Here is a 21961-nt window from a genome sequence, read left to right on the forward strand (position 1 = left end):
CCCCATGAGCACCAACCCCATCGCACCGCTGCGCGACTTTGTGATCGCCTTCGGGCGCTTGCTGGAGCGCGAAGCCGACGAGCCACGCGTTCTGGAACAAGGCAGCGCCCTGCTGCGCACGCTGGTGGCGCAAGACAGCTGGCTGCCCGCAGCCTACGCAGAACCGCACCCCAGGCACTACCGGCAGTACCTGCTGCATGCGGACTCCACCGAGCGCTTCTCGGTGGTGAGCTTTGTGTGGGGGCCAGGCCAGGCCACTCCGGTGCATGACCACACCGTGTGGGGCCTGATCGGCATGCTGCGCGGGGCTGAGTACAGCCAACCCTGGCGCCTGCAGGCCGATGGCCGCAGCGTGCCAGACGGTGCCGGCGTCCGGCTGGACCCAGGCCAGGTAGAAGCCGTATCGCCCCGCATAGGCGACATCCACCGTGTCCACAATGCGTACGACGACCGGGTGTCGATCAGCATCCATGTTTATGGTGCCAACATCGGCGCCGTGCAACGCCATACCTACCCTGCGGAAGGCGGACGCAAGGCCTTTGTGTCTGGCTACAGCAATACCACCCTACCCAATCTCTGGGACCGATCCTTGGAACTTCGACACGCATGACCGCCACTCTTTCTTTTACCAACGTGCGCGCGCACCTGCTCGCCCGCCATGAAATCGCCCTGCTCGATGTGCGCGAGGAAGACCCATTTGCGCAAGAACACCCACTGTGGGCCGCCAACCTGCCCTTGTCCCGCATAGAACTGGAGGCCTGGCGCCGCATTCCACGCCGCGACACGCTGATCGTGCTCTATGGCAGCCATGACGGAGTGGACCTTGGCCCCCTGGCCGCACAGCGCCTGCAGAGCCTGGGCTATACCCAGGTGCATCTATTGGAGGGTGGACTGGAGGGCTGGCGCGCCGCCGGTGGCGAGCTGTTCCGCGACGTCAACGTGCCCAGCAAATCCTTTGGTGAACTGGTGGAGCACGAGCGCCACACGCCTTCGCTATCGGCCCAAGAGGTGAAGGCGCTTATCGACGCGAAAGCCGACGTGGTGGTGCTGGATGCACGCCGCTTCGACGAATACCAAACCATGAGCATCCCCACCGCCACCAGCGTCCCAGGGGCCGAGCTGGTGCTGCGCGCGCGGGAGCTGGCCCCCGACCCCAAGACACAGATCATCGTCAACTGCGCAGGCCGCACCCGCAGCATCATTGGCACCCAATCCCTTGTCAACGCCGGCCTGCCCAACCCCATCGCAGCCCTGCGCAACGGCACCATCGGCTGGAAGCTCGCCGGCCAGCAACTGGACCATGGCGCGCGACGCCAGGCCCCCGCGCCCGACGCTGAACACGTAGCTACAGCCCAGGTCCAAGCGCGCAGCGTGGCCGAGAAAGCCGGTGTGAACTGGATTGCCTACGACGCCCTGGCTTCGCTGGAAGCGCCGGGGCGCACCGTCTACCGCTTTGACGTGCGTACACCGGAGGAATATGCAGCCGGCCACATCCCCGGCTTCGGCAGCGCCCCTGGCGGGCAGCTGGTGCAGGAGACCGACCACCACGTGCCGGTGCGCGGCGCCCGCATTGTTCTTGCCGACCAGGATGGCGTACGCGCTCCCATGAGCGCGTCCTGGCTGGCCCAGATGGGCTGGGAGGTCTATGTACTGGAAACACCGGCAAGCGCGTTATTCAGCGAACCGGGTGCTGAAGCCGCTGCACACGCACCGGCACCGAACACTCCAGACATCACGCCGGCCGTGCTGGCGCAGTGGCTGGATGAAAACCCCGCCTCAGTCGCCCTGCTCAATGTGACCACCAGCGTCAACCACGTTAAAAACCATATTCCGGGCGCCTGGTTTGTCATCCGTGCACAGCTGGCGCAGGCGCTGGACCGCATACCTGCGGCGCCGCGCTATGTGCTGACCTGCGGCAGCAGTTTGCTGGCCCGTTTTGCCGAGCAAGACCTGCGCGCGCTGCTTCAAGCGCGTGGCAGCGACGCCGAAATACATGTGCTGGCAGGTGGCAATGCCGCCTGGTTTGCCGCAGGCCTGCCCACGTCAACCGGGGACGAGCGCCTGGCCGTGCCACGCACAGACCGCTACCGCCGCCCTTACGAAGGTACGGATGCCCCCGCCGAGGCCATGCAAGCCTACCTGGACTGGGAGTTTGGCCTGGTGGCGCAACTGGGCCGGGACGGCACGCACCATTTCAAGGTGATTTAGGCCAGGGCCTGACCCTAGCCAGGGATGGCCAGCGGCGGTATGCGCGCCAAGATGCCGTTGCGCAGCCGTGCTGGGCGGTCGTTGCGTAAGAGCGTACCGTCCGCTGCTTGGGCATGCAGCTGCGCACAGGCGAGGATGTGTTCAGCGGTTTCAGTGTCTGCCGACAAGTCGCCAAAGTAGTACAGGTACTTGCCCGCAGCCTGGAACGTTACGGTACAGGCACGGTTGCAGCCCGTCATGCACTCCACGCTGCGTATACGCACCTGGGCCAGCTGCGCGGGGGCCAGGTCCCACGCGGCGATCTGCACAGCTTCAAACAGCGCCGCGCCTGGTGCGGGCTGGTCGCGTGGCACATCGGCCGGCCGGCAGGTGGTGCAGACGATGACTTCGGTGATGGGGGATTGCAAGGTGTTCAGGCTCGGTTCAGTCATATAAAAATTTCATCTTGGCGCGGGGGCCATGCGGTGCTCGGCACCCCAGCGTGCGGCCCAGGCCGCGCAGCGGCCTAGTGCGCGGCGGGGGTCTTCAAAATCCACCACCACCGTGTGCGCTGCACCATGTGGTGCTGCTGGGCGATCCTGGGTACGGCCATCGGTCAGCAGCCATAGCACGGTGTTGGCAATGCCCTGGTTGCCGCGCACACGGCAGTGCTGGGCAATCATTTTTTCTGCGGCAGCCAAGGCTTGCGCCAGCGGCGTACCACCACCGCCACCGCGCTGCTGCACGCGCACAGCAGCGGCACGGCGCGCCGGACCAGGCGCTACCAGCACTTCAACACCTTGCCCGCCAAAGCAGAGCAAGGCCACATGCTCGCCCGCGCGGGCGGCCTGCTCCAGCACCTGGGCGGCGTAGCCTTTGGCGAGCGCCAGGCGGCCGCCTTGGCGCATGGAGCCAGAGGTATCCAGCAACAAGAGATGCAACGTGGACATCTTGGCCTGGGGCTCGCGCCAGCGCAGATGCTGGGCGGCCAGTGCCTCACGGCCTTTCGCATACAGGGTGGGCAGCCAGGCAATGGAGGCGGATGGCGCGCGCGCAGCCACCACCCGCAGTACGCGTGCACCGGCTGGCTGAACTGCTGTGCGCCACCGCCCGCCGCGCGCCGCACTGTGCAACGCAGGGCCGGGGTGGCTCAGGCTTTTTTTGGCGGCAGCACTCCTGCAGCCGCTGGCCGCACAGTGCCCACCGGCACGGGTGGCATGGCACCCCAGTCACCATCGCCACCCTGCGCCGCCGGAGCAGGGCTCTGGCCTGGCGTTTGCGGCGCGGGTGTGGGTGTGGGTGCTTGAGGCGCTTGCCCGCCTGAAGCGGCAGAGGCATTGCGTCGGTGGTGCAAAGCCAGCTCCGCTATGGCGTCCACATCGGCCACGGTAACCACATCACGCCCATCCAGCGCGGCTGAGGCGCGGGCGGCGCGCAGCATGACCAAGTCAGCCCGCACGCCATCTACCCCGGCCGCCAGTGCCAACGCACCGGCATGGGCCAGCACCGCGTCCGGCCAGGCCACGCGGGGCAACAAAACCTGTGCATCCAGCACACTGGCGGCCAGGTTTTGCAAAGCGTCGGCATGGTTTGCTGCCACTGCGTCCGGGGCAGCGTCAAACATCAAGCGGCTGCGCACGATCTGCTGGCGCTGGGCCGCGTCCAGCGGGTTGTGCAGCCACACCGAGAGGCCAAAACGGTCCAGCAACTGAGGGCGCAATTCGCCCTCTTCCGGGTTCATGGTGCCCACCAGCACAAAGCGGGCGGCGTGGCGCTGCGAGATGCCGTCGCGCTCCACGGTGTTGACGCCACTGGCAGCTACGTCCAGCAAGGCATCGACCAGCGCGTCGGGCAGCAGGTTAACTTCGTCCACATACAGCACGCCCTGGTGCGCACGCGCCACCAGGCCGGGCGAGAGGCGCACGGAGCCGCTTTGCAAGGCGTCTTCAATGCTGAGCGTGCCCACCAGTTGCTCCAGGCTGGCCGCCAGAGGCAGGGTCACAAACGGGGCCTGCGGCAGCAAGGCGGCCAACGCCCGTGCGGCGGTGGACTTGGCAGTGCCGCGCGGCCCGCCAATCAGCACACCGCCGATGCCTGGGTCTATCGCCACCAGCAGCAAGGCGCGTTGCAAGGCCTGCTGGCCAACCAATGCGGTGAACGGGAAAGGCACCGGCTCAAGTGGGGTGGTCATGTTGGAATTCATAGCTACGGTCAAGATGCCTCTAATTGGTTTTCCAGCGCAAGCAGGTGCTCTTCAATACGTTCGCGCTGGTCGCCGGGCTCGGCCCACATCCCGCGCTGCATGGCTTCCAGCAGGCGCTCGCCAATGCTGCGCAGAGCCCCTGGGTTGTGCTGTTGCAGGAAGGCGCGGGTGTCATCGTCATGCACATAGGCATCGGCCACCAGCGCGTACTGGTGGTCGGCCACCACGCCGGTGGTGGCGTCAAACGCAAACAAAAAGTCCACCGTGGCAGCCATCTCAAACGCGCCCTTGTAGCCGTGGCGCTTGATGCCGCCTATCCACTTAGGGTTGACGGCGCGGGAGCGCACCACGCGGGCAACCTCTTCGCTGAGAGCCCGAATCTGCGGGGCACCGGGCACGCTGAAGTCGCCGTGGTACAGGGCAGCTGTCTTGCCGCTCAGGTGCTCTACCGCCGCGGCCATGCCGCCCATGAACTGGTAGTAGTCGCCGGAGTCGAGGATGTCGTGCTCGCGGTTGTCCTGGTTGTGCAGCACGGCGTCCAGGCCGGCCATGCGCTGGGCAAAGGCATCAGAAGCGGCAGCGCCATCGCTGTCCTGGCCGTAGGCAAAGGCACCGGCACGCAAATAAGCCTCCGCCAGCTCGGAGCGCTCCGTCCAGTTGCCGCTGGCAATGGACGCCTGCAAGCCTGCACCGTAGCCGCCGGGCCGGGGGCCGAAGACGCGCCAGGTAGCGGCGCGCTCGGCGTCCGCATCGCTGTGGCCGGCGGCCTGGGCTTGGGCCGCCTCGGCCTGCACCCGCACACGGATGGGGTTGACGTCGTCTGCCTCGTCCTCGGGCGGGATGGCGGCCACGGCGCGCACGGCGGTGTCAAACAGGTCAATCACATTGGGGAAGGCATCGCGGAAGAAGCCGGAGACACGCAGCGTCACGTCCACGCGCGGGCGGCCCAGCACGGTCATAGGCATGACTTCGATGTCCACCACCCGGTTGCTGCCCGCCGCCCACTTGGGCCGCACACCCAAGAGCGAGAAGGCCTGGGCCACGTCTTCCCCGCCGGTGCGCATGGTGCTGGTGCCCCACACCGACAAGCCCATAGCCGTGGGATACGACCCGTGGTCTTGCAGGTGGCGCTCGACCACGCGGTCTGCTCCCTTGGCGCCCATGGCGTAAGCGGTTTGGGTGGGGATGGCGCGAGTGTCCAACGAGTAAAAGTTGCGCCCGGTGGGCAGCACATCGGGCCGGCCGCGCGAGGGCGCGCCACTGGGGCCGGGCGGGATGAAGCGGCCATCCAGGCCGCGCAGCAGCTGGGTGATCTCATTAGGGCCACAGGCATCGAGGCGCGGGGCCAGCACGGATTGCAGGCGCTGCAACACCTGGGTGGTGTGGGGCCAGTTAACCGTCGCTAATGGCTGCCCGCCCCCACCCCAGCCCTCCCCCGTGGGGGGAGGGGGTAATGCGGGGTCCTCTCCCTCCCCCGCCGGGGGAGGGTTGGGGTGGGGGCCGGAAGTTGCGTCTTGCACCAGTTGCGCCGCCAGCAGCTCCAGCCGCTCGCGGGTGTGGCCCGCATGGCGCCAGGGGTCGGTGCTCAGGGCTTGCAAGGCCTGCGGGCGCTCGCCGGTCCAAGGCGTAGCCCAGTCGGGGCTGAGGGCATCGAAATCTTGCAGGCCCAGGTCTTGCGCCAAGGCGACCGTCAGGCTGCCTTGCGCGGCACCTGCTCCACCGGGGTAGCGGGCCAGTGCCACCAGCGTATCCACCCGCTGGCGGCCGGTGGGCGACTGGCCGAAGGTGTGCAGGCCATCGCGGATTTGCGATTCTTTGATTTCGCACAGGTAGGCGTCCAGGCGGCGCAGCAGCGCTTCGCGCTCAGCGTCGTCCGCAGGCTTCGTAAAGCCCAATTCAATGTGCAAACCATCGGCCAGTACCTGCTCCAGAATGCCAGCGCGCAGCAGCTTGGCGCGGCGCGGGTCGAGCGACAGGGCTTCGTAATACTCGTCCATGCGGCCTTCGAGCTGCTGCAGGGGCCCATAGGTTTCGGCCCGGGTCATGGCGGGCATCAGGTGGTCGATGATGACGGCCTGCGTGCGGCGCTTGGCCTGAGCGCCCTCGCCGGGGTCATTGACGATGAAGGGGTACAGGTGCGGCAACGGGCCCAGAATGGCGTCGGGCCAGCAGGCCGCGCCCAGCGCCACGCTTTTGCCGGGCAGCCACTCTAGGTTGCCGTGCTTGCCAACGTGCACCACCGCGTCCACCGCGTAGGCGCGGCGCAGCCAGAAGTAAAAGGCCAGGTAGTTGTGCGTGGGCACCAGGTCGGCGTCATGGTAGGTGGCGACCAAGTCCAGGTCGCGCCCCCGTGCGGGCTGGTTACCCACAAACACATTGCCATAGCGCTGGCCAGACACCATGAAGCGGCCATGGCGCACCAGCGGGTCCTGCTCAGGCAGGCCCCACAGCGCGTTGATGGCGGCCTGGCTATCGGCAGGAAGCGCACAGAAGTCTTGCAGGTAGTCGGCCATGGCCAGACTCTGACCCACGGGGCGCGCGTCGTTGGCGTCGAGGTTGTTGGTGACACCACGCGTCAGGTCTGCCATCAGGGCGTCGCTGTCAGCCGGCACTTCGCCGGTGGCATAGCCTACGGCTTGCAGGGCTTGCAGGATGACCACGGTGGAGGCTGGCGTATCCAACCCCACACCATTGGCCAGGCGGGAGTCGTCATTCGGGTAATTGGCCAGCACCAGGGCCACGCGCTTATCGCTACTTTTTTTATAGCGCAATGTGCACCATCGACGTGCGAGAGAGGCCACATAGGCCATGCGCTCAGGCTCAGGCTGGTAACGCACCACATCAATCTCTGCGCGCTCGCAGCGCCAGGCCAGGCCCTTGAAGCTGATGGGCCGGGTGCCGATGCGGCCATCCACCTCGGGCAGCACGATTTGCATGGCCAGGTCGCGCGGGGTGAGGCCGTGCGGGTCGTCTTGCCACTGCTCTTGCGAACAACCGGCGGTGATGAGCTGCAGCACCGGCGCGTCGCCCGCCAGCAGCACGGGCTGCACTTCGGCGCCACTGTCGTTGCCGTCAATCGAGCCCACGGCGAAACTGGTGGCGTTGAGCACCACATCGACCTTGTGCTCCGCAGCCATGGACCGCAGCAGCGCCATGCTGCCGGGGTTTTTCAACGAATCCAGCGCCAGCGCCAGGGTGTTGAGGCCCTGCTCCGCCAGGGCTGCCAGCATGGCGTCAAACGCGGCGGTATTGCCGGCTTGCAAATGGGCTTTGTAAAACACCAGCAGGGCTACAGGTGCGCCGTCGCACCAAGGGGCCACCTGCGTGACGGGCGCGTAGCGCACAGCGGCGGGCAGCACCTGGGCCGGTGCAGGCCGCTCACCCCGGCCAAAGGCGGCATGCTGGATGAGCTGGTAAAAATTGTTCGCGTTGTCGCGCCCGCCCTCGCGCAGGCAGCGCCAGAGGTGGGTGCAGTCTTCCTTCGCGGCGGTGCTGCGCAGCAAGAGTTGCGCGTCTTCCACACACTCGCCCGACACCATCACCAGCCACTGGCCGCGCGCGGCCGCCGACTCGCACACCTGGTCCACGATGTAGGCCCAGTCGCTGGGGCTGCCCAGGTGCTCCATGACGATGGCCTTGGCGTGGCGCAGCACATCGTCCATGTATAAGTCGGTGGACGCAGGCTGGCGCAGCCACATCAGGTTGGCCAGGCGCACGCTCGGGTAATCAGCCGGCAAGTTGCTGGCCACCTCGGCCAGCAGCGACAAGGTGGTGTCTGCAACGGTGAGCACCACGATGTCGCCCGGCGTTTGCTCCACGCGCACGATGCCGTTGCCATCGTCTTCGACATGGCCGCCGGGGCGGGTGGAAAGCAAATGCATAGGAGATTCCTTACGCCAGTGCGGCTTGCAATTCGGCTTGCAGGACGGCAGCCTCAAGGTGGTCGCCAATGAACACCAAGCGGGTGGCCCGGGGCTCGTCCGCGCGCCAGGCGCGGTCAAAGTAGCTGTCAAAGCGCTGACCCACGCCCTGCACCACCAAGCGCATGGCCGCACCCGGCAAGGACACAAAGCCTTTGACGCGGTAGATTTCGTGGCGCTGCACTAGGGCGGTCAACTCCTTCAGCAGCTTGGCGCGGTCGGTCACCTGCAGGGTGAGGGAGACCGAATCGAAGGCATCGTGGTCGTGGTCTTCTTCCTCGTCGTGGTGGGTTTTGCGGGAATCGATCACGTCTTCCACCGCGCGCTCCAGGCCCAGCAGCACGTCCATAGGCACGTTGCCGTGCGAGGCACGCACCAGCTTTACGCCCGCTGGCGCTTCGGCGCGGATGGTGGCTTCCACTGCTTCGAGCGCAGCCGCATCCATGCCGTCCACCTTATGCACGATCACCAGGTCGGCCGTGGCCAGTTGGTCTTCAAACAGCTCGGCCAGCGGGGATTCGTGGTCGAGGTTGTCGTCAGCGCGGCGCAAGGCGTCTACGGCCACCGGGTCTTCGGCGAAGGTGCCTGCGGCGACCGCTGGCGCGTCCACCACCGTAATCACCGAGTCCACGGTGAAGGCGTTGCGCAGCGCGGGCCACTGGAAGGCCTGCACCAAGGGTTTGGGCAGCGCCAGGCCGGAGGTCTCAATGACGAGGTAATCAATCTGGTCGCGGCGAGCGGCGAGCTGCTCCATCACCGGAGCAAATTCTTCTTGCACGGTGCAGCACAGGCAGCCGTTGGCCAGTTCGAACAGCTGGCCGTTTTCTTCACCGTTCTCATCGCAGCCGATGCCACAGCCGCGCAGCAGCTCGCCGTCAATGCCCAGTTCGCCAAACTCGTTGACGATGACCGCAATGCGGCGGCCCTGCGCGTTGGTCAGCAGGTTGCGCAGCAACGTGGTCTTGCCGCTACCAAGAAAGCCGGTGACGATGGTGGCGGGGATTTTGCGGGTTTGCATGGTGCAGTCTTTCAAAAAAGAATTCAAACAATAAGAAGTGCGGTCAGGCCACGTCGGGCTGGTGCAGCAAGGTGTACATCACAAACAGCGCGCCCAGGCTGGCGGTGATGATGCCCACTGGCAGCTCCTGTGGCGCAAGCACGGTGCGGCAAACCACGTCGCTGAGCAACAGCAGCAGAGCACCCATGAGCACGGCCAGGCCCAGCATGCCCCGGTGCAAGGCGCCAGCCAGCGCGCGCGCCAAGTGCGGCACCATCAGCCCTACGAAACCGATCACGCCCGACACTGCCACAAAGCAGGCGGTGGCAAACGCGCAGACCACAAACACCTGGATGCGCAGGCGCTGCGGGTCGATGCCCAGGCTGTGGGCGGTGTTCTCACCGGCCAGCATGGCATCCAGCGCGCCCAGCTTGCGCCAGCAAAAAGCTACCAGCACCAGCAGGCCGGTCAAAGGCACAAAAAGATTGTCCCAGCGCGCCGAGCCCAGCCCCCCCATGGTCCAGAACAGCACCGACTGGGCGGCCCGCTGGTCGCCCAGAAAGGTGAAGTAATAGGTCAGCGCGGTGAACAGGAACGACACCGACAGACCGGCCAGAATCATCCGCTCCGGCGTGTGGCTGCGGTAGCGGCGCAGCAGCAACAAGACGACGGCCACCGAGGCCATACCACCGACAAACGCCGCCAACGGCAGCGTCCAGATACCCAGCACCTCGCCCGTCAGGGTAATGACCGCCACCGCACCCGCTGCCGAACCGGAGGACAGCCCAAACAGATACGGGTCGGACAGGTCATTGCGCGTGGCCGTCTGCAGCAAGGCGCCGACCAGAGCCAGGCCGCCGCCAACCAGAATCGCCAGTAGCATGCGCGGCAGGCGCAGATCGACCACGATGCGGTCCACCATGCTGTAGCGCGCATCGTCTGCACCGCTGAGCAACAAGCCCAGGCCATGTCCCACCTGGGACAGACTCACCGAGGTCGAGCCAGAGACTACCGACACCATGCCGACGCCCACCAAGGCCAACAACAGCAAGGCCACGCGCACGAACGCAGGCCCGCCATTCGCCCAGCGGGATGCCGATCGCATGGTGGTCAATGTGCTCAACGCGCGGCCGCCTTGGCTATTTTTTCAATGGCGCCGATATTCGCCGGGCCGGGCGTCAGCTCTTCATAGCGCAGAGCCACAAAGCGCTTGTTCTTGACCGCGTCGGTGTGCTGCATCAGAGGATGCTGTTGCAGGAACTGCAGCAGCTTGTCAGCGCCGCCACCGTTCTGGTAGTCCAGCAGCACCAGGAACTGGGGGTTGCGCGCGGCCACCGCCTCCCACGACACCGTACCCCAGCTGGTTTCCACGTCGTCCATGATGTTGCGGCCACCGGCGGCTTCCATCATTGCGGTGGGAATGGCGTACTTGCCGGCGGTGAAGGGCTTGTCTTCGCCAGAATCAAACAAGAACATGCGCAAAGGTTCTTTGCTTGGAGCCTTGGGCAAGCGGGCCAGGCGCTGCTTCCAGCCCTCTGTCTGGGCCTTGGCTTCGGCCTCTTTGCCGAAGATAGTGCCCAGCTTGAGGTAGTCGCCGTACAGCAGGTCCATGGATGCACGCGGGCGTGCCTTGTCCACATGGATGCAGCTCTCGGACAACACCAATGTCGGAATTTTGTATTTCTGCAGCGTGGTCGGAGTGACGTCGCCGCCCACCTTCATGCCGTAGTTCCAGCCGGCAAAAAAGAAGTCGGGGTTGGCGGCCAGGATGTTTTCCAGGGTTGGCTGTTTGGGTGCGATCTCGCGGATGTTGCCCAGCGCCTGTTTGAACTCGGGGCTCATCTTGTACCAGCCGCTGATGCCGCTGACACCCACCATGTTCTTTTGCAGACCCAGCGACAGGGCCATGTCGGTCATATTGATGTCGTGGATCAGGGCAGCCTTGGGCGGGGCGGCGAAAGTGATTTTTTCACCGCAGCTGTCTACCGTCACCGGGAAAGTCTGGGCCTGCACGCCGACGGCATATAGCGATAGCGCGCCCAGCAGCAGGCACCCAACTGGGGAAAATTTCAAACGACGCACGGTAAATGCCATGGTTCTTTTCTTTGCTTCAACAGTTAAAAATCAATGTGCCAACGGGCGGACATGGGGCCGCGTGGCATGCAGCGGCTTGTGCGCGGTTTGCGGCGACTCGAACACTGCAACCGCATGCTCGCGGTGCGGCAGCGGCAGGTAGAACACGTCCATGCCGAAGTTGCCCAGCACCAGCTCCTTGGTCAGCACCTTGGCGGGCAGGTCTTCGGCCACCACCTGGCCCTGGCCTAGCAGCAGCACGCGGTGGGCAAAGCGCTGCACTAGGCTCAGCTCGTGCAGGGCCGCGACCACGGTCACACCCAGCCCTGTCAACAGGTCCAGCATGTCGGCGCGGGTACGCAGATCAAGGTGGTTGGTGGGCTCGTCCAGCAACAGGATGCGCGGCTGCTGCGCAATGGCCCGGGCGATGGCGGCGCGTTGCTGCTCGCCGCCAGACAGGGTGCGCATCAAGCGGTCCTGCAGTTGCTCCAGATGGCAGCGCTGCAAAGCGCTTTGTACCGCTTCAGCATTCTCATCCCGGCTGGCATCGACGTGTGGCGTACGGCCCAGGGCCACGTAGTCGCGTACCCGCAGCTGGCCGTGCACCTGCTCGTGCTGGTGCACCACCGCCAACTGGCGCGCGCGCTGCATGCCGGGCATCTGCGCCAGATCTTGGCCGCCCACCAGCACCCGGCCTTGCGTGGGCTTGAGGCGGCCCGCCATCACCTGCAGCAGGCTGGTCTTGCCCGAACCATTCGGCCCTACCAGCGCGATGTGCGCGCCAAACGGCACGGACACCGAGACCTGGCTCAGCACCGCCTTGTCCTGGCGCAGCAGGGACACGGCCTGCACTTCCAGCAGGGGTTGGGCGGTGGGATTCGGGGTGCTCATGGCTTTGGCAAACGCTCAGTCTTCAATGCCGCGCTGGGCGGGCACGCCGGCCTTGAAATGGTGCTTGACCAGCGTCATCTCCGTCACGGTGTCGGCCAGCTCGACCAACTCGGCAGGCGCGCCCCGGCCAGTCAGCACCACATGCACATGGGGCGGGCGCTCACGCAGGCAGGCCAACACCGGCTCCAGTGGTATCCAGCCGTAGCGCAGCGGGTACATGATTTCGTCCAGCACCACCATGAAGTGTTCGCCAGCGCGCACCGTAGCCTCGGCCTGGGCCCAGCCAAACTGGGCCAGCTCGGCAGAGTGGTCCAGGTCGCGGCTCTTCCAGCTGAAGCCGTCGCCCAGGCCGATGATGGGAATGCCCAGTTGCTCAAACAAGCGGTGCTCGCCAAAGCGCGCGGTTGGCACCTTCATGAACTGGTAGACCTTGACCACTTTGCCCCGGCCATGCGCGCGCAGCGCCAGGCCGAAAGCGGCCGTGCTCTTGCCCTTGCCAGTGCCGGTGTGCACGATAACCAGGCCGCGCCGCTCGCCCTGGGGCTTGGGGGTGTCGCGCAGCAGCGGTGGGGATTCGATTTCCATGGGGAGGTCCTAATGAAGGGTCAGCCGGGCGCAAACAGCGTTGCCACTGCGCCGGGGTTGGACGGAAAGTACATGTGCATGAAGGAGGCGTGCAAGCGCTGGCTGCGGTACACCGGTTCGGCATAGCTGCGTTCGCGCTGCGGCGCCGTGAAGGCCACGGCGGGCAGCGTGCTGTCCATGCGCGCATGGTGGAAGCTGTGGCCGCGCAGCCGGCCTTCGGGCAATTGCACCGCGTGCATGCCCAAGTTGACGAACCGCTTTTGCAAGGCGCCGGTGCCAGGCAGCAGTCCCCACATAGGCACGGCAATGCCATCGTGGCCGGCCAGGCTGTCCAGCAGCGCCAGCATGCCGCCGCATTCAGCGACGATGGGTTTGCCCTGCGCATGGTGGGCATGCACCGCCTCGCGCATGGCCTGGTTGGACTGCAAGTTATGCAAATACAGCTCGGGGTAGCCACCGGGCAGATACAGACTGTGCGCATCGGGCAGGGTTGCATCGGCCAGCGGCGAGAAGAACACCAGCTCGGCCCCCAGCGCACGCAGCGTGTCCAGATTGGCGGCGTACAGGAATGAGAAAGCCGCATCACGGGCGATGGCGATACGCACGCCGGCCAGCCGCTGCGGCAAGGGTTCGGCTACCACCGGCTCGAAACGCACCGGGCTGGCCATGCCTTCCACGCTGGGGCCAATGGCTTGCGCGGCTTTGGCGATGCGCGCATCCAATTGCTCCACTTCAGAGGCCTGCACCAGGCCCAAGTGGCGCTCGGGCAGGCTGTAATCGGCCGAACGCGGCATGGCGCCAAACCAGCGCAGGCCGGGGGGCAGGCTGTTTTTCAGCATCTGTGCGTGGCTGTCGCTGCCCACACGGTTGGCCAGCACGCCGGCAAACTGCAGGCCGGGCCGGTAACTGTGCAGACCATGGGCCACCGCGCCGAAGGTCTCCGCCATGGAGGCGCCGTCAATCACCATCAGCACGGGCAGACCCAGGCGCTCGGCCAGGTCGGCGCTGCTGGGCGTGCCGTCGAACAGGCCCATCACGCCTTCCACCAGGATCACGTCGGCCTCGGCTGCTGCCGCATGCAGCAGCGCGCGGCAATGGGCCTCGCCACACATCCACAGGTCCAGCTGGTAGACCGGGTGGCCGCTGGCGCGCTCCAGCACCATGGGGTCCAGAAAGTCGGGGCCGGTCTTGAAGACGCGCACGCGCCGGCCCTGGCTGCGGTGCCATGCAGCCAGCGCAGCCGTGACGGTGGTCTTGCCCTGGCCGGAGGCCGGAGCCGACACCAGCAGTGCATCACACAGCTTAGGCATCAAATAGCCCGCAAGCGCATATTCCGCCTGCGGGAGCAGCTATAAATTTGGTAGTACATCATTCAGCCCCACACGCCCGCCGCGCGACAAGATGGATCGGTGTGACCCGGAGGCAAAGAGATCAGAGGGCGCAGACGCAGACGGAGCAATGTCCGGCACGCCACGAAGCCCGCTGACACCCGCCCACCGCAAGGTCACGCTTGTGCTAACAGGCCGGTATCCGGGCTCACGAGGGAAAAGAAGGACTTTTCTGCGGGGCCACCTTCCCATGCATTGGATGCACAGTGGCAGATGAGGCCGCGCTTTGGCTCGCTTACCGTTGCGGGGGCAGCATCGGCATCGCACCGACTTCCCGTTTAATCCTCCGAGCCCGAGGGCTGAAAGACACCTGCTAACGTGTTTCCAGTGTACCAGCCCCCCTGAGGAGCGAGACGCGCAGTCCAGCCTGCACCGCCTGCTTCAGTGCCACGCCGATCACGTCCAGGAACGACGAACGCATGCGCCAGCGGTGCCAGTACAGAGCCACGTCCAGGTGCTGTCCGGGCAGTATGTCAATCAGCGAGCCTTCCGCAATGCCCTCGGCAACCAAGGCCTCGGGGGCCAGCCCCCAGCCCAGGCCGCGCGCCACGGCATGTACAAATCCGTGCACCGAGGGAATGAAATGCGTGGGCGACAGCTGGGCGGTATTCGCCAATTGGGCGATGAACAGGTCGTGCAGCCTGTCCTTGCGGTTGAAGCCCAGCATGGGCGCGTGGTGCAGCGCCTCCTCGCGGTCGGCGGTGGCGAAATAGCTTTGCGCAAACCCGGGCGATGCCACGGCCAGGTAGCGCATCACCCCCAGGTGCTCGGCGGTGCAGCCGTAGGTCGGGTCGGGGCTGGAGCTAACCGCGCCCATCACCGTGCCCTCGCGCAGCAGCACGGCTGAATGGTCCTGGTCCTCCGCACGGATGTCCAGGCACATCTGCACGCCCGGCGGCAGCACGTCGAACACCGACAGAAACCAGGTCTCCAGAGAGTCCACGTTCACCGCGATGGGTACGCGCTGCATGGCTGCGCCCAGCATTTCGGGCGCGCCCACCTCGCTGAGCATCTCGGCCTCCAGCATCGATACCTGCTCGGCAAACCGGGCCAGCACCATGCCCGCGCTGGTCGCCTGGGTGGGCGTGGAACGCTGCAGCAGCACCTGGCCCAGGTGTTCCTCCAGCAGCTTGACGCGCTGGCTGATGGCCGAGGGCGTGACATGCAGGCGCTTGGCCGCCGCCTCAAAGCTGCCCTCGCGCAACACCATCGCAAAAGCCGCCAGATGCGCGTTATCAATTTTCATAATTTAGAAATACTAAACCATCGTTAAAAAAATTAGTTTTATTTCTTTTTCAAAGCCCACTAACCTGCGGCTCCCTGACAACACAGGGTGTTATTCCAGAGCCGGGAAGACCCTAGATTCGTATCCTTACCGAGATCCACGATGAAAAAACTGCTGCTTTCGATTGCCCTGGGCGCCATCAGCCTGAGCGCCCTGTCCCAGGGTAAAGACCTCAAAGTCGCCATCGACCCCACCTACGAGCCCTTCACCTTCAAGACTGCCGACGGCAAGCCCACCGGCTTCGATGTGGACATCGCCAGCGCCCTGTGCGAGAAGATCAAACGCAAATGCGTGTTCGTCGAACAGGTCTGGGACAGCATGATCCCCGGCCTGCAAGCCAAGAAATACGACGCCATCATCAGCTCCATGACCATCAATGAAGAACGCCTGCGCGTGGTGGACTTCAGCGACAAGTACTACTTCACACCCAGCACGGTGGTCATCAAAAGCAATATTGCCTATGCCGGCGACGCCTCGCTCAAGGGCAAGAAACTCGGCGTGCTCAAGGGCAGCACCCAAGAGAAATACGCCAACGGCGAACTGAAAAAAGTGGGCGCCATCATCACCCCCTATGAAGCCCAAGACCAGGTTTATCTGGACATCAAGGCCGGCCGCCTGGACGGCACCGTAGCTGACATCATCGAAGTGACCGGCGGCTTCCTGAGCAAACCCGAAGGCAAGGACTACAAGACCGTGGGACCAGAGCTGTACATCCCCAAATACTTCGGCACCGGCGTGGGCGTAGCCATCCGCAAGGGTGACAAGGCCTTGAAGGATGAGCTCAACGTGGCCATCAAGGCCATCCGCGCCGACGGCACCTACAAGACCTTGAACGACAAGTACTTCAAGATGGATGTTTACGGCAAGCTGTAAGCCGTTACAGCACGCACCAGAACTCCAGGCCATCGCGCTGTGCCACGGCGCCATGGCTTGTTCTTTAACTCCCCCCTGGTTTTACCGTGTCTGACTATTACTCATCCATCCTCCACGGCGCACTGCTCACGGTCGGCGTGTCCCTGGCCGCGCTGGTGGTCTCGGTGCTGCTGGGCCTGCTGGGCGCGGCTGCCAAGCTCTCCGGGCGGCCCCTTTTGGTGGTGCCCGCCACGCTGTACACCACTGTCATCCGAGGCATCCCGGACCTGGTGCTGATGCTGTTGGTGTTCTACGGCGGCACGATTGGCGTGAATTCCCTGCTGGAGATGGCCGGCAGCGAGGCGACTCTGGACCTGGAGCCGTTCACGGCCGGGGTGCTGACCCTGGGTTTCATCTACGGTGCGTACATGACCGAGACGTTTCGCGGCGCCATCATGGCGATTCCGCGCGGGCAGTTCGAGGCGGCGGCCGCCTTCGGCATGGGACCGCGTCAGGCGTTCCTGCGTATCACGGCGCCGCAGATGGTGCGCTATGCCTTGCCGGGCTTTACGAATAACTGGCTGGTGTTGATCAAGGCGACAGCCTTGGTGAGTTTGATTGGTCTGCAGGAGATGACCTATCTGGCCAAGCAGGCCAGTGCGGCGACCCGCTCGCCGTTTGTCTATTTGCTGTTTGCCGGGGCTTTGTTCCTGGTCTACACCTGGGTGTCGCTGGAGGTGTTGCGCAGGCTGAATGCCCGCTACAGCCTGGGCACCAAGCGCATTACGCTGTGAGGATGACGTTATGAATTGGGAAGTCATCTTTCGCGAAGAAAGCCTGGCCATGTTTGGCGAGGGGATTCTGAATACGCTGTGGCTGTTGGTGGCCTCTGTCGCCATCGGGGCGGTGCTGGCGGTGGCCTTTGCTTTGGCTTTGACGAGCAACAACACCGTTCTCAAACGGTTGGTGGGGGCCTATACCTTTGTGATTCGGGGTACGCCGCTGCTGATCCAGGTGTATTTGATTTACTACGGTCTGGCACAGCTGGAGTGGATACAGGCGCGCTGGGACACGGTGTGGCCGCTGGTGTATTTCAAGAACGCGTTCTTCTGCGCCTTGCTGGCATTTGCGCTGAATACCGGGGGTTACACGGCGGAGATGCTGGCCGGGGCCATCCGCGAGACCAATGCCGGCGAGATCGAAGCAGCGCAAGCCTTTGGCATGAGCCACTTCAAGATCATGACCCGGGTGGTGCTGCCCAGCGCCATGCGGCGCACCCTGCCCGCTTATAGCAACGAGGTGGTGATGATGCTGCAGAGCACCAGCCTGGCCAGTGCGGTGCCGGGGCTGCTGGATGTGACGGCGGCGGCCAGCCGCATCTACTCGGACTTCTACCTGCCGTTCGAGGCCTATCTGTTTGCTGCGGCGATTTACCTTGTAGGTACCTTTGCCTTGATTGCCATGTTCCGATTGGCTGAAAAACATTTCCTGGCCTACATGGCACCGCGCAGAAAGTAAGGACGCACCACATGACCTCCAACCTCAAACTCCAGGCCATAGACATCCACAAGAAGTTCGGCTCCAACGAAGTGCTCAAAGGCGTCTCGCTGGAAGCCCGCGCAGGCGATGTGATCAGCATCATCGGCAGCTCCGGCTCCGGCAAGAGCACCTTCTTGCGCTGCATGAACCTGCTGGAAAAGCCCAATGCGGGCCGCATCATCGTCGCCGGTGAAGAGCTGAAGCTGGTGCCCGACAAGCATGGCGAACTGGTGGCCGCCGAGGCCAAGCAGCTGCAGCGCATGCGGACCAAACTGGCCATGGTGTTCCAGCATTTCAATCTATGGGCGCACATGACGGTGCTGCAAAACATCATCGAAGCGCCAGTGCATGTGCTGGGCGTTTCCAAGGACGAGGCCATCGAGCGCGCCCGCAAGTACCTGAAACTGGTGGACCTGCAGAACAAGGAAGACAGCTACCCCGCCCATATGAGCGGCGGCCAGCAGCAGCGCGTGGCGATTGCGCGCTCCCTGGCCATCGAGCCCGAGGTCATGCTGTTTGACGAACCCACCAGCGCGCTCGACCCGGAGCTGGTCTCCGAGGTGCTGAAAGTGATGCAGAAGCTGGCCCAAGAAGGCCGCACCATGGTGGTGGTGACACACGAAATGGGCTTTGCCCGCGAGGTGGCCAACCACCTGATCTTTCTGCACAAGGGCCAGATTGAAGAGCAAGGCGTGCCGCGCGAGGTGCTGGGCCAGCCCAAGAGCGAGCGGCTGCAGCAGTTTTTATCTGGGAGTTTGAAATGACCGCTATATCCAATCTGCACACCTTGCTGGCGAGCATGGAGCCGGTACTGAACGATGGTGTGTTTGCGTTCGCCAGCCTGCACCCCGGCTATTCCATCGGTTTGGATGACGTGGTGGCCACCATCCGTGAGCCCGAAGGCCTGTCTATCGTATTGCCCGAGGCACGCGCCCTGGCGCTGCAATTGCCCGTGCTGTTCCGCTGCGCCTGGATCACGCTGACCGTGCACTCCGACCTGCAGGCCGTGGGCCTGACCGCCGCGTTTGCACGGACGCTGGGCGACGCAGGCATCAGCTGCAATGTGGTCGCCGGGGCCTACCACGACCACATCTTTGTGCCCGTGGAGCGGGCGCAGGACGCGATGGCCGCGCTGCGCCAGCTCCAGCAAAGTGCCGGTTAAAAATACAAAAAAATCCTGCAACGCATATATTCATTGCGCTAGCAGCTATAAATAAAATAGCATAAGAAGCTAACAAAAAAGGCGTTGTTTACACTGGAGGCCCTTGCTTATGCACTCTGCCGCCTGCGCCTGTGAACAACCCCATCGTCTCCTCCCTGCTGCCCGTGGTGCTGCTGATCGCACTGGGCTGGATCGCCGGCCGCCGCCAGTGGATAGGCCCAGGCTCGGTGAAAGACCTGTCCAACCTGGTGTTTCTGCTGCTCTCGCCCGCCCTGCTGTTCCGCAGCATGAGCGTGGTGCATGTGCAGGACCTGAGCCTGAAGCCTGTAGCGGCCTACTTCCTGGGCGCTGGGGTCATCTTTGCGGGCATGCTGCTGGTCTACGGCTTTAACCGCACGGCCGCCGTGCTGGGCATGGCCAGCACCTACAGCAACACTTCGATGATCGGCATCCCCTTGATTGGCCTGGCCTACGGCCCGCCGGGCATGGTGACGCTGCTGACACTGATCTCACTGCACGCCTTGGTGCTGCTGACGCTAGCCACCGTGGCCGTTGAACTGGCCGTAGCGCGCGAAACCGCGCAGAACGGTGGGCCCCAGCACCATGTAGCGGTGCTGGTGTGGCAGGCGGTGCGCAATGCGGTCTTCCACCCCGTGCCGATTCCCATCGTCGCAGGGCTGCTGTTCGCTCAAACGGGCTGGACGATTCCCGCTGTTGTAGACACACCCCTGGTACTGCTGGGCCAGGCCTTCAGCCCGGTGGCCCTGGTGATGGTGGGCATCACCCTGGCGCAGAACCGGGTTGGGCCGCAACTGCGCCCAGCGCTAGGCCTGGCGCTGGCGAAAAACCTGCTGCATCCCGCACTGGTGGTGGTGTTCGGCTGGATGCTGGGCCTTCACGGTCTGGCGCTGATGGTGATGGTGGTGGCAGCCAGCATGCCCATGGGCGCCAATGTCTTCCTGTTCTCGCAGCGCTACAAAACCAGGGAAGAAATGATCACTGCCAGCGTGGCCGTGTCCACCGTGCTGGGCCTGGTCACGGTCAGCGCAGTAATGAGCTTCGTGTCCTGGTGGTATCAGTAGCCCGCTGCCGCGTCCACCGCATTCAGTAGCGGCTGGCCACTGCGCACGCGCTGCAGGTTGTCCAAAACCTGCGCGACGATCACGCTGGCCTGGGCGCCCGATGCCATGTGCGGTGTGACCACCACGCGCGGGTGTGCCCATAGCGGACTGGACGCAGGCAAGGGCTCCTGCGCAAACACATCCACCACCGCGCCGCGCAACGTGCACTGGTCCAAGGCCTGCAGCAAGTCGTCCACCACCAGGTGCTCGCCACGTCCGCAATGCACCAGGGCCGCGCCGGGTTTGAGGCGGCCGAACAGGTCCTTGCCGAGGATAAAGCGGGTCTCGGGTGTAAGCGGCAGCAGGCAGACCAGAATGTCTGGCGCCTGTAGAAAATCATCCATAGCGTCCGGCCCGGCATAGGTGCGCACACCATCAATGGCATGGGCTGACCGCGACCAGCCGCTGACCACAAAGCCCTGGGCCTGCAACACCTGCGCAATATGGCCGCCCAGCACGCCCAGGCCCATCACCCCCACATGGGTCTGGGCGGGAGTCTTCTGTACCGGCATCTGCCACACGCGCTGCGCCTGCTGCTGGAGGGCGCGGTCTAGCGCACGGTGGTAGTACAGCACGGCCCACAATACGTACTCGGCCATGCCAACGGCCAGTCCGGGGTCCACGATGCGCGTTACCGGCAGCTGGATGGGCACCGGCAAACGCTGCAGCACGTGCTCTACCCCGGCGGCAATCGAGCACACCAGGCGAAGATTCGGCAGGCTCTCGGCCAGGCCTGGTGGCGGGAACCAGGCGGCCAGGGCCAGCACGTCGGCCGGGTCGGGTACATCGGGCCACAGGCGTACCTGCACATCGGGCCACAGGCGCTCGGCCTCGGCACGGAAGGCGGCATACAGCCCGCCCAGATCATCGGTATCGCTACACACCAGCAGAGTCGGCATAGTCGGCTTTCATTCCATTACCAGATTAATCCGAATATGTCGTTGCTTCGCCTTGCCGTGGCAAACCACTGCCTGCGGCTTCGCGCCTAATCTCGTATTGATCTGGAAATGGAATCAGTTGCGGTAGGAAGGGTCGATGCGGTCCAGCTTGCGCAGCCAGGCCTGCCAGAGTATCTGGCGTTCATGCTCCACGCTTTGCAGCTGTTCGCAGGCATGCTGGCTCAGATGGGCAGGCATGGCGCTAACCGGGCCGGCGGTAGCAGCCATCTGGCTGGCCGCCATCTGGATTTCACAGGCACGGTTCAGGTAGTACATGATGCAAAACGCGTCGGCCACCGTGGCCCCCACCGACAGCAGGCCGTGGTGGCGCAGGATGAGCGCGATGTTATTGCCCAGCGCCTGCTGGATGCGCGCCCGCTCGCCCAGGTCGAAGGCCACGCCTTCGTAGGCATGCACACCCACCCGGCCATAAAACTCGGTACTAATCTGGTTCAGCTGCAGCAGCCCACCGTCGCAGGCCGCCACCGCCATGCCGGCCAGGGTGTGGGTGTGGATCACGCAATGCGCGTTCTGGCCGCCCATGTGCACGGCGCTGTGCACGGTGAAGCCGGCCACGTTGTAGTCAGCGCTGCCAGACACCACGCGGCCCTGCATGTCCACCACCAGCAGGTCGCTGGCGCAGACCTCGTCGAACATCTTGCCAAAGGGGTTGATCAGAAAGCGCTCTTCTCCACCGTCAGAGGGCAGACGCGCCGAAAAGTGGGTGTAGAGCGTGTCGTCCCAGCCAAACAGCGCAGCCAGTCGGTAGGCCGCAGCCAGGTCGCGGCGTAGGGTGGCTTCGTCAGTCGTTACGGTCATA

The 21961-nt window shown here is 64.6% G+C and carries 21 protein-coding genes and 1 riboswitch; of the genes, 8 read left to right on the top strand and 13 right to left on the bottom strand.

The window, feature by feature from the left end:
- The first annotated feature begins 4 nt into the window (after window positions 1-4).
- Both AC4BBN_RS04075 and AC4BBN_RS04080 read left to right on the top strand, forming a co-directional pair.
- Window positions 5-610 carry a cysteine dioxygenase family protein gene (locus AC4BBN_RS04075; RefSeq protein ID WP_490590670.1) on the top strand — a complete coding sequence of 202 codons (606 nt, stop codon included), beginning with the start codon at window positions 5-7 and terminating at the stop codon, window positions 608-610.
- Complete coding sequence (locus AC4BBN_RS04080; RefSeq protein ID WP_490590671.1) at window positions 607-2208, top strand: rhodanese-related sulfurtransferase; 1602 nt, start codon at window positions 607-609, stop codon at window positions 2206-2208. Before AC4BBN_RS04075 ends, AC4BBN_RS04080 begins: the two co-directional genes overlap by 4 nt.
- Before the next feature lie 14 nt (window positions 2209-2222).
- Here the strand turns inward: AC4BBN_RS04080 and AC4BBN_RS04085 are convergent, their stop codons facing one another.
- The 11 genes from AC4BBN_RS04085 to AC4BBN_RS04135 form a co-directional block, all read right to left on the bottom strand.
- Entirely contained in the window at window positions 2223-2639 is a 417-nt protein-coding gene (locus AC4BBN_RS04085; RefSeq protein WP_490590672.1) for a DUF1636 family protein, read from the bottom strand.
- A gap of 9 nt (window positions 2640-2648) precedes the next feature.
- The gene (locus AC4BBN_RS04090; protein ID WP_490590673.1) at window positions 2649-3320 is read right to left on the bottom strand and encodes a vWA domain-containing protein; all 672 of its coding nucleotides are present in this window, start codon (window positions 3318-3320) and stop codon (window positions 2649-2651) included.
- A 17-nt stretch (window positions 3321-3337) separates the two neighbouring features.
- Window positions 3338-4378 carry a magnesium chelatase ATPase subunit I gene (locus AC4BBN_RS04095; protein WP_490590674.1) on the bottom strand — a complete coding sequence of 347 codons (1041 nt, stop codon included), beginning with the start codon at window positions 4376-4378 and terminating at the stop codon, window positions 3338-3340.
- A gap of 20 nt (window positions 4379-4398) precedes the next feature.
- Complete coding sequence (gene cobN / locus AC4BBN_RS04100; protein WP_490590675.1) at window positions 4399-8271, bottom strand: cobaltochelatase subunit CobN; 3873 nt, start codon at window positions 8269-8271, stop codon at window positions 4399-4401.
- A gap of 10 nt (window positions 8272-8281) precedes the next feature.
- Window positions 8282-9328 carry a cobalamin biosynthesis protein CobW gene (cobW, locus tag AC4BBN_RS04105; RefSeq protein ID WP_490590676.1) on the bottom strand — a complete coding sequence of 349 codons (1047 nt, stop codon included), beginning with the start codon at window positions 9326-9328 and terminating at the stop codon, window positions 8282-8284.
- 43 nt (window positions 9329-9371) lie between these two features.
- Window positions 9372-10412: a FecCD family ABC transporter permease gene (locus AC4BBN_RS04110; protein WP_490590677.1), complete on the bottom strand. Its 1041-nt coding sequence runs from the start codon at window positions 10410-10412 to the stop codon at window positions 9372-9374.
- 14 nt (window positions 10413-10426) lie between these two features.
- The gene (locus AC4BBN_RS04115) at window positions 10427-11401 is read right to left on the bottom strand and encodes an ABC transporter substrate-binding protein (protein ID WP_490590678.1); all 975 of its coding nucleotides are present in this window, start codon (window positions 11399-11401) and stop codon (window positions 10427-10429) included.
- Between the two features lie 30 nt (window positions 11402-11431).
- Window positions 11432-12271 carry an ABC transporter ATP-binding protein gene (locus AC4BBN_RS04120; protein ID WP_490590679.1) on the bottom strand — a complete coding sequence of 280 codons (840 nt, stop codon included), beginning with the start codon at window positions 12269-12271 and terminating at the stop codon, window positions 11432-11434.
- Window positions 12272-12286: 15 nt separating this feature from the next.
- Entirely contained in the window at window positions 12287-12856 is a 570-nt protein-coding gene (cobO, locus tag AC4BBN_RS04125) for a cob(I)yrinic acid a,c-diamide adenosyltransferase (RefSeq protein ID WP_490590680.1), read from the bottom strand.
- 20 nt (window positions 12857-12876) lie between these two features.
- The gene (locus AC4BBN_RS04130) at window positions 12877-14166 is read right to left on the bottom strand and encodes a cobyrinic acid a,c-diamide synthase CobB (protein ID WP_490590681.1); all 1290 of its coding nucleotides are present in this window, start codon (window positions 14164-14166) and stop codon (window positions 12877-12879) included.
- A gap of 194 nt (window positions 14167-14360) precedes the next feature.
- Window positions 14361-14573, bottom strand: a riboswitch (cobalamin riboswitch).
- Window positions 14558-15490 (bottom strand): LysR family transcriptional regulator ArgP, encoded by a 933-nt coding sequence (locus AC4BBN_RS04135; RefSeq protein ID WP_490590682.1) that lies wholly within the window; start codon window positions 15488-15490, stop codon window positions 14558-14560. It overlaps the preceding riboswitch by 16 nt.
- Before the next feature lie 141 nt (window positions 15491-15631).
- Here AC4BBN_RS04135 and AC4BBN_RS04140 point away from each other — a divergent pair, with 141 nt between their 5' ends.
- The 6 genes from AC4BBN_RS04140 (at window position 15632) to AC4BBN_RS04165 (ending at window position 20164) form a co-directional block, all read left to right on the top strand.
- Window positions 15632-16402, top strand: coding sequence for a transporter substrate-binding domain-containing protein (locus AC4BBN_RS04140; RefSeq protein WP_490590683.1), 771 nt, complete (start codon window positions 15632-15634; stop codon window positions 16400-16402).
- A gap of 86 nt (window positions 16403-16488) precedes the next feature.
- Window positions 16489-17175, top strand: a complete 687-nt coding sequence (locus tag AC4BBN_RS04145; protein ID WP_490590684.1) for an ABC transporter permease — start codon at window positions 16489-16491, stop codon at window positions 17173-17175.
- 10 nt (window positions 17176-17185) lie between these two features.
- Window positions 17186-17899, top strand: coding sequence for an ABC transporter permease (locus AC4BBN_RS04150; protein ID WP_490590685.1), 714 nt, complete (start codon window positions 17186-17188; stop codon window positions 17897-17899).
- Window positions 17900-17910: 11 nt separating this feature from the next.
- Window positions 17911-18684 carry an ABC transporter ATP-binding protein gene (locus AC4BBN_RS04155; protein ID WP_490590686.1) on the top strand — a complete coding sequence of 258 codons (774 nt, stop codon included), beginning with the start codon at window positions 17911-17913 and terminating at the stop codon, window positions 18682-18684.
- On the top strand, window positions 18681-19082 hold the full coding sequence (locus AC4BBN_RS04160; protein WP_490590687.1) for an ACT domain-containing protein: 402 nt from the start codon (window positions 18681-18683) through the stop codon (window positions 19080-19082). The genes AC4BBN_RS04155 and AC4BBN_RS04160 overlap by 4 nt, the downstream gene beginning before the upstream one ends.
- Window positions 19083-19213: 131 nt before the next feature.
- A complete protein-coding gene (locus tag AC4BBN_RS04165; RefSeq protein WP_490590688.1) occupies window positions 19214-20164 on the top strand; it encodes an AEC family transporter in 951 nt (316 codons plus the stop codon).
- Here AC4BBN_RS04165 and AC4BBN_RS04170 read toward each other — a convergent pair.
- The gene (locus AC4BBN_RS04170) at window positions 20158-21102 is read right to left on the bottom strand and encodes a 2-hydroxyacid dehydrogenase (protein WP_490590689.1); all 945 of its coding nucleotides are present in this window, start codon (window positions 21100-21102) and stop codon (window positions 20158-20160) included. The genes AC4BBN_RS04165 and AC4BBN_RS04170 overlap by 7 nt on opposite strands.
- 114 nt (window positions 21103-21216) lie before the next feature.
- Entirely contained in the window at window positions 21217-21960 is a 744-nt protein-coding gene (locus AC4BBN_RS04175) for a class II aldolase/adducin family protein (protein WP_490590690.1), read from the bottom strand.
- Window position 21961: the final 1 nt, after the last annotated feature.

The sequence above is a fragment of the Rhodoferax sp. SPJ21 genome, from assembly GCF_058216335.1.

Bases quoted from the DNA above. Each gene is read 5' to 3' on its own strand.
- AC4BBN_RS04075 (WP_490590670.1), top strand. From the start codon at position 5: ATGAGCACCAACCCCATCGCACCGCTGCGCGACTTTGTGATCGCCTTC.
- AC4BBN_RS04080 (WP_490590671.1), top strand. From the start codon at position 607: ATGACCGCCACTCTTTCTTTTACCAACGTGCGCGCGCACCTGCTCGCC.
- AC4BBN_RS04085 (WP_490590672.1), bottom strand. From the start codon at position 2,639: ATGACTGAACCGAGCCTGAACACCTTGCAATCCCCCATCACCGAAGTC.
- AC4BBN_RS04095 (WP_490590674.1), bottom strand. From the start codon at position 4,378: ATGACCACCCCACTTGAGCCGGTGCCTTTCCCGTTCACCGCATTGGTT.
- cobN (WP_490590675.1), bottom strand. From the start codon at position 8,271: ATGCATTTGCTTTCCACCCGCCCCGGCGGCCATGTCGAAGACGATGGC.
- cobW (WP_490590676.1), bottom strand. From the start codon at position 9,328: ATGCAAACCCGCAAAATCCCCGCCACCATCGTCACCGGCTTTCTTGGT.
- AC4BBN_RS04110 (WP_490590677.1), bottom strand. From the start codon at position 10,412: ATGCGATCGGCATCCCGCTGGGCGAATGGCGGGCCTGCGTTCGTGCGC.
- AC4BBN_RS04115 (WP_490590678.1), bottom strand. From the start codon at position 11,401: ATGGCATTTACCGTGCGTCGTTTGAAATTTTCCCCAGTTGGGTGCCTG.
- AC4BBN_RS04120 (WP_490590679.1), bottom strand. From the start codon at position 12,271: ATGAGCACCCCGAATCCCACCGCCCAACCCCTGCTGGAAGTGCAGGCC.
- cobO (WP_490590680.1), bottom strand. From the start codon at position 12,856: ATGGAAATCGAATCCCCACCGCTGCTGCGCGACACCCCCAAGCCCCAG.
- AC4BBN_RS04130 (WP_490590681.1), bottom strand. From the start codon at position 14,166: ATGCCTAAGCTGTGTGATGCACTGCTGGTGTCGGCTCCGGCCTCCGGC.
- AC4BBN_RS04135 (WP_490590682.1), bottom strand. From the start codon at position 15,490: ATGAAAATTGATAACGCGCATCTGGCGGCTTTTGCGATGGTGTTGCGC.
- AC4BBN_RS04140 (WP_490590683.1), top strand. From the start codon at position 15,632: ATGAAAAAACTGCTGCTTTCGATTGCCCTGGGCGCCATCAGCCTGAGC.
- AC4BBN_RS04150 (WP_490590685.1), top strand. From the start codon at position 17,186: ATGAATTGGGAAGTCATCTTTCGCGAAGAAAGCCTGGCCATGTTTGGC.
- AC4BBN_RS04155 (WP_490590686.1), top strand. From the start codon at position 17,911: ATGACCTCCAACCTCAAACTCCAGGCCATAGACATCCACAAGAAGTTC.
- AC4BBN_RS04160 (WP_490590687.1), top strand. From the start codon at position 18,681: ATGACCGCTATATCCAATCTGCACACCTTGCTGGCGAGCATGGAGCCG.
- AC4BBN_RS04170 (WP_490590689.1), bottom strand. From the start codon at position 21,102: ATGCCGACTCTGCTGGTGTGTAGCGATACCGATGATCTGGGCGGGCTG.
- AC4BBN_RS04175 (WP_490590690.1), bottom strand. From the start codon at position 21,960: ATGACCGTAACGACTGACGAAGCCACCCTACGCCGCGACCTGGCTGCG.